Here is a 4942-nt window from a genome sequence, read left to right on the forward strand (position 1 = left end):
CTCAGGTGGGTGAAGCCATGGCCATGGTCAAAGCGCTTAACCGGATCACGCTATTAGGAATGCCGAACAGTATTCGCATCACGTAACAATCGACCCGTATGGGGTGCAGTCGTTACAAGTTCTGATTTATTCAACAAAGCCCATGTATTCATCAGGTTTGTGCCATAGCACGATGTTTGTATAGCAGCACAGGTACTGACATAACGATGGAGTAGTTTACGTTCCATTGACGAAGGAGGGGAGATTTCATGATAAATTTATGAAAAATTTGCGATTTACACCCACTCTTTAACCGTGTTTTCCTGCGTTGGTGAGTGAAAGGTTTAACAGGGGAAGCTATGTACGACATTGCCAAACGCACTGCCCTCGGTGCGGGAATTTTGCTGATATTGCCGGTTGCCGTAGGGTTGAGCGGCTGGCAATGGCAACCTGAAACACAGGGACTGTGGCTGCGCGGACTGTTCTGGGTCACGGAAACGGTGACGCGACCTTGGGGGATAGTGACCAGCGCACTGTTGGCGCTCTGGTTTCTGTGGTGCTTACGTTTTCGTTTCAAACCGGCACTGGGCGTGTTGGCAATCATGGCACTGACTGTACTGGTAGGTCAGGGCGTGAAGTCGTTAATTAAAGAGCTGCTTCAGGAGCCGCGCCCCTTTGTGGTCTGGTTGGAAAAAGCGTATCAGGTCGATGAACGCTATTTCTATTCTTTGCCACGCACCGAGCGTGCGCGGCTGGTGGCGGAACAACTGAGCGCACAGACGCAGATACCTGAATGGCTGCGAGCACATTGGCAATTTGAAACGGGTTTTGCCTTCCCGTCAGGGCATACCCTATTCGCGGCAACTTGGGCGTTGCTGGCGGTAGGGTTGTTGTGGGCGCGGCGGCACTATAAAACCGTGGTGGTATTGATGGTGTGGGCGTCGGGGGTAATGGCCAGTCGTTTGGCGTTGGGCATGCACTGGCCGCAGGATTTGATTGCGGCGACCCTGATGGGCTGGGTGTTGGTGGTGCTGGCTTGTACACTGGCGCAGCGCTGGTGTGGTCCATTAACGCGATCGCCTTAGGAAAAGAAAAGTGATGATGACGTGAAAAAGGGGCATCAGTGACCCCTCTTATGATGTCAGGCATTGCGGTTCATAGAGTGAACCTTTCTGGTGTTTCAAGCAGATGGGCCGTGGTCCGCGATCATCACTTGCGACGGATATCCGTGAACGGCCTAATACGTAAAATCGTCTCTGTGACTAATACACATTACTGTAAACGTAAGCCGGTTCCTGCGGTGCAGAAATCCCCATGGTGCATAAAGGCGGGGATACGGGCCACGTTAAATCATGCGGTCGCCAAATATGGAACCACATTACAAGATGCGCTAGAGAGTTTATATCTGAGGTTGAACGTCACCCTGTTGTCTCAGTACACTATCGTCAAAGGTAAAACGGTGCGGTTGCCTTACGACCCAACCGAAATTTTTACGTTGGAAAAGGGGGGAACGGAGTACCGTATGGTCAATGCGATTGAGGGGGTGGCATCACGCATTGACGGTTATTATATTTTTATCATCCCTGTCGACGCGCCCTACAAGATCCAGGGTGCCGCGCGAGCCTGCCCTGAAGAACCGATAAGCAGGTTCCCCCTTAAAGGACACTCTTCTTTTATGAATGACACCAAGGTGCATTTCGCTGGGGTGCTAAAATTTGTTCAACAGCAGCTGACTTTTTGGAGTAACGCCAGCGGCCATTTCATGCCTCCGGCTGGAGCCCGCCACGCGCTCTTGCCCTATATAAAATTGCTTTTGCCTGAATCGCGTTTTTTCGATCATCGTTTTTTATTATCGGGTTGTTCAAAAACAGGCGGTGCTGCCGCGCTCGTCTGATGCTACCTCAGCTAGCCATGTCCTTTCTCCGGCTATAATGGATAATTCTATGGGGTTTAGCGCCAACATTTGGCATAATCATCAGGTTAAGGCGATATCACAGGAACAAGAGCGTGAAATACTTGCTGATCTTCTTATTGGTACTGGCGATATTAATAATTTCCATTACATTGGGGGCGCACAACGAGCAGGTTGTCACCTTCAACTATCTGCTGGCACAGGGCGAATATCGTGTTTCCACGCTACTTGCTACGCTGTTTGCAGTCGGGTTTGTGTTGGGGTGGGTGATCTGCGGTTTATTCTACCTGCGATTGCGCATCACCCTCGGCCGTGCGCAACGTAAAATCAAACGCCTGGAACAGCAACAGTCTGTAACAGAGAGCGAAACGCCGCCCTCTGCGCCCTCTGTTTCCCACTAAGGATCCTCCTCTATGTTAGAACTGCTGTTTCTGTTATTGCCGGTGGCCGCCGCATACGGGTGGTACATGGGCCGCAGAAGCGCACAGCAGGACAAGGAGCAGGAAGCCAACCGCTTGTCACGAGAGTATGTGACAGGAGTAAACTTTTTGCTTTCTAATCAACAGGATAAAGCGGTGGAACTGTTCCTTGATATGATCAAGGACGAGAGTAACACCTTCGAGGCGCATCTGACGCTGGGTAACCTGTTCCGCTCACGCGGTGAGGTCGACCGTGCTATTCGCATTCATCAGGCATTGACGGAAAGCGCTTCGTTATCGTTCGAACAGCGCCTGCTGGCGGTGCAGCAACTCGGGCGTGATTATATGGCAGCAGGGCTGTATGACCGTGCTGAAGAGATCTTCACCCAACTGGTGGATGAAGAGGATTTTCGTCGCAGCGCGCTTCAACAACTGTTGCATATCTATCAGGCTACCAGCGACTGGCAGAAGGCGATCGATATTGCGGAAAAACTGGTCAAACTAGGCCAGCCGCAGTTGAATACGGAAATCGCACATTTCTACTGCGAACTGGCGCTGCAAGCGATGAGCAGTGACGATCTGGATAACGCGTTGACGCTACTGAAAAAGAGTGCAGAAACGGATAAAGCGTGCGCTCGGGCGTCGATCATGATGGGGCGCATTCATATCGCTCAGGAGCGCTATGCGCCGGCGGTAGAGGTGCTCCAGCAGGTTCTGGAACAAGATAAAGCCTTTGTCAGTGAAACCCTGCCGACGCTGGAAACCTGTTACCAGAACTTGCCTGCGTCGGAGGCATGGGAAGATTTTCTCAAACGCTGTGTTGAAGAGAATACCGGTGCCAGCGCCGATCTGATGTTGGCGGATATCCTGGAGCGCAAAGAAGGGGCTGAGGTGGCACAGGTCTACATCAACCGCCAGTTACAGCGTCACCCGACAATGCGCGTTTTCCATCGTCTGATGGATTTCCACCTGAGTGAAGCCGAAGATGGTCGAGCCAAAGAGAGCTTGCTGGTGCTGCGCGATATGGTCGGAGAACAGATACGCACCAAACCACGCTATAGCTGCCAGAAGTGTGGCTTCACCTCGCAATCCCTATACTGGCACTGTCCTTCATGCCGCTCATGGGCCAGCATCAAACCGATTCGTGGTCTGGACGGACAATAGCGTAAGGTGTGTCTTATTCTATTGCCTATTTTATAAAACACGATTTAGTTACAACATACTTGTTATTGAAAGCACATTCACGGCGAACGTCGCGCGAAATGCAGCGCAGTCCAGCAGGGCCGCTGGGCTTTCGCGGGAGAGAAGGGTAGAATGCGGCGGAAAATTTTCATACGCGGACAAATCTCACTCCACGGATTCAATCGCCAAGCAAAACTGAGGGCCACATGAGCGAACACATCACCCCACCGCATGCCGTTACGTCGCCAGTCGTTGTCGCATTAGATTATGCTGACCAGAATCAGGCATTGGCGTTTGTCGATCGCATTAACCCACAGGATTGTCGGTTGAAAGTGGGCAAAGAGATGTTTACCCTTTTCGGTCCACAATTTGTTAAGGCGTTACAGCAGCGCGGCTTTGACGTTTTTCTCGACCTCAAGTTTCACGATATCCCTAACACGGCCGCACATGCGGTGGCGGCTGCGGCAGAATTATGTGTGTGGATGGTTAATGTCCATGCCAGTGGCGGTCGGCGGATGATGGAAGCGGCGAAAGCGGCATTGCAGCCCTTTGGCGCTGATGCGCCGTTGCTGATTGCCGTTACCGTGTTGACCAGCATGGAGGCGGACGATCTGCTGGCGTTAGGCATCACCGCGACACCGGCTCAGCAGGCTGAGCGCCTTGCGGTGCTGACCCGTGATTGTGGATTGGATGGTGTGGTGTGTTCTGCGCAGGAAGCACAGCGACTGAAGCAGGTTTGTGGTAGCGCGTTCAAGTTGGTCACGCCGGGTATTCGCCCTGCGGGCAGCGCCAGTGGCGATCAGCGTCGTATTATGACGCCAGAACAGGCGCAGGCGGCAGGGGTTGATTATATGGTAATTGGGCGTCCGATCACCCAATCTGCCGATCCGGCGCACACGCTGGCGCAGATTCGGCATTCGTTGTTGGTGGGAGGGCAGGCATGACTGAGAGTAACAGTCGGTTGGTCTATTCCACAGATACCGGACGCATCAAGGAAGAACCCGCTCCGGTAAAGCGTGCCAAAGGCGACGGTGTAGTGCGCATTCAACGTCAAACCAGCGGGCGCAAAGGAAAGGGCGTGTGTATTATCACGGTACTCGATTTGGATGATGACGCGCTGACCGCGTTGGCTGCAGAACTGAAAAAGAAGTGTGGCTGTGGCGGTTCAGTCAAAGAAGGCACCATTGAGATCCAGGGCGATAAGCGCGATCTGCTAAAACGGCTATTGGAAGCAAAAGGATTGAAGGTCAAGCTGGCGGGCGGTTAATGCAGAGTCTGACAGCAGGGAGACCCCTGCTGTCACTCGCTATTAATTGTATTAGTCGCGACTAGATCTGACACTTGACCTTGAAAGGTTGAGAGTTACCGGTTTTGATATGGGTGTCTAATCCTTAAACAAAACGCGAGGTAACTCTCATGCTTCATACTAACAATCCCATTATCAAACACA

6 protein-coding genes and 1 pseudogene are annotated in these 4942 nt (G+C 52.3%); all 7 read left to right on the forward strand.

Going from position 1 to position 4942, the window contains the following annotated elements; genetic code table 11:
* Positions 1-86 (forward strand): annotated as a pseudogene (locus QZ506_RS02815) (lipoprotein); the annotation flags it as partial.
* A gap of 252 nt (positions 87-338) precedes the next feature.
* Entirely contained in the window at positions 339-1064 is a 726-nt protein-coding gene (gene pgpB, locus QZ506_RS02820) for a phosphatidylglycerophosphatase B (RefSeq protein WP_291968923.1), read from the forward strand.
* A gap of 110 nt (positions 1065-1174) precedes the next feature.
* Positions 1175-1873 (forward strand): hypothetical protein, encoded by a 699-nt coding sequence (locus QZ506_RS02825; protein ID WP_291968925.1) that lies wholly within the window; start codon positions 1175-1177, stop codon positions 1871-1873.
* A gap of 113 nt (positions 1874-1986) precedes the next feature.
* The gene (locus QZ506_RS02830; RefSeq protein WP_291968927.1) at positions 1987-2292 is read left to right on the forward strand and encodes a LapA family protein; all 306 of its coding nucleotides are present in this window, start codon (positions 1987-1989) and stop codon (positions 2290-2292) included.
* 12 nt (positions 2293-2304) lie between these two features.
* Positions 2305-3474, forward strand: coding sequence for a lipopolysaccharide assembly protein LapB (gene lapB / locus QZ506_RS02835; RefSeq protein WP_291968929.1), 1170 nt, complete (start codon positions 2305-2307; stop codon positions 3472-3474).
* Positions 3475-3698: 224 nt separating this feature from the next.
* On the forward strand, positions 3699-4436 hold the full coding sequence (gene pyrF / locus QZ506_RS02840; protein WP_291968931.1) for an orotidine-5'-phosphate decarboxylase: 738 nt from the start codon (positions 3699-3701) through the stop codon (positions 4434-4436).
* On the forward strand, positions 4433-4759 hold the full coding sequence (gene yciH / locus QZ506_RS02845) for a stress response translation initiation inhibitor YciH (RefSeq protein ID WP_291968933.1): 327 nt from the start codon (positions 4433-4435) through the stop codon (positions 4757-4759). Before pyrF ends, yciH begins: the two co-directional genes overlap by 4 nt.
* Positions 4760-4942 lie beyond the last annotated feature (183 nt).

This window comes from Candidatus Symbiopectobacterium sp. (assembly GCF_020054415.1).
Taxonomy (GTDB): domain Bacteria; phylum Pseudomonadota; class Gammaproteobacteria; order Enterobacterales; family Enterobacteriaceae; genus Symbiopectobacterium.

What these genes read in the sequence shown, in the direction of transcription:
- pgpB (WP_291968923.1), top strand. Translation starts at nt 339, where the DNA reads ATGTACGACATTGCCAAACGCACTGCCCTCGGTGCGGGAATTTTGCTG.
- lapB (WP_291968929.1), top strand. Translation starts at nt 2,305, where the DNA reads ATGTTAGAACTGCTGTTTCTGTTATTGCCGGTGGCCGCCGCATACGGG.
- pyrF (WP_291968931.1), top strand. Translation starts at nt 3,699, where the DNA reads ATGAGCGAACACATCACCCCACCGCATGCCGTTACGTCGCCAGTCGTT.
- yciH (WP_291968933.1), top strand. Translation starts at nt 4,433, where the DNA reads ATGACTGAGAGTAACAGTCGGTTGGTCTATTCCACAGATACCGGACGC.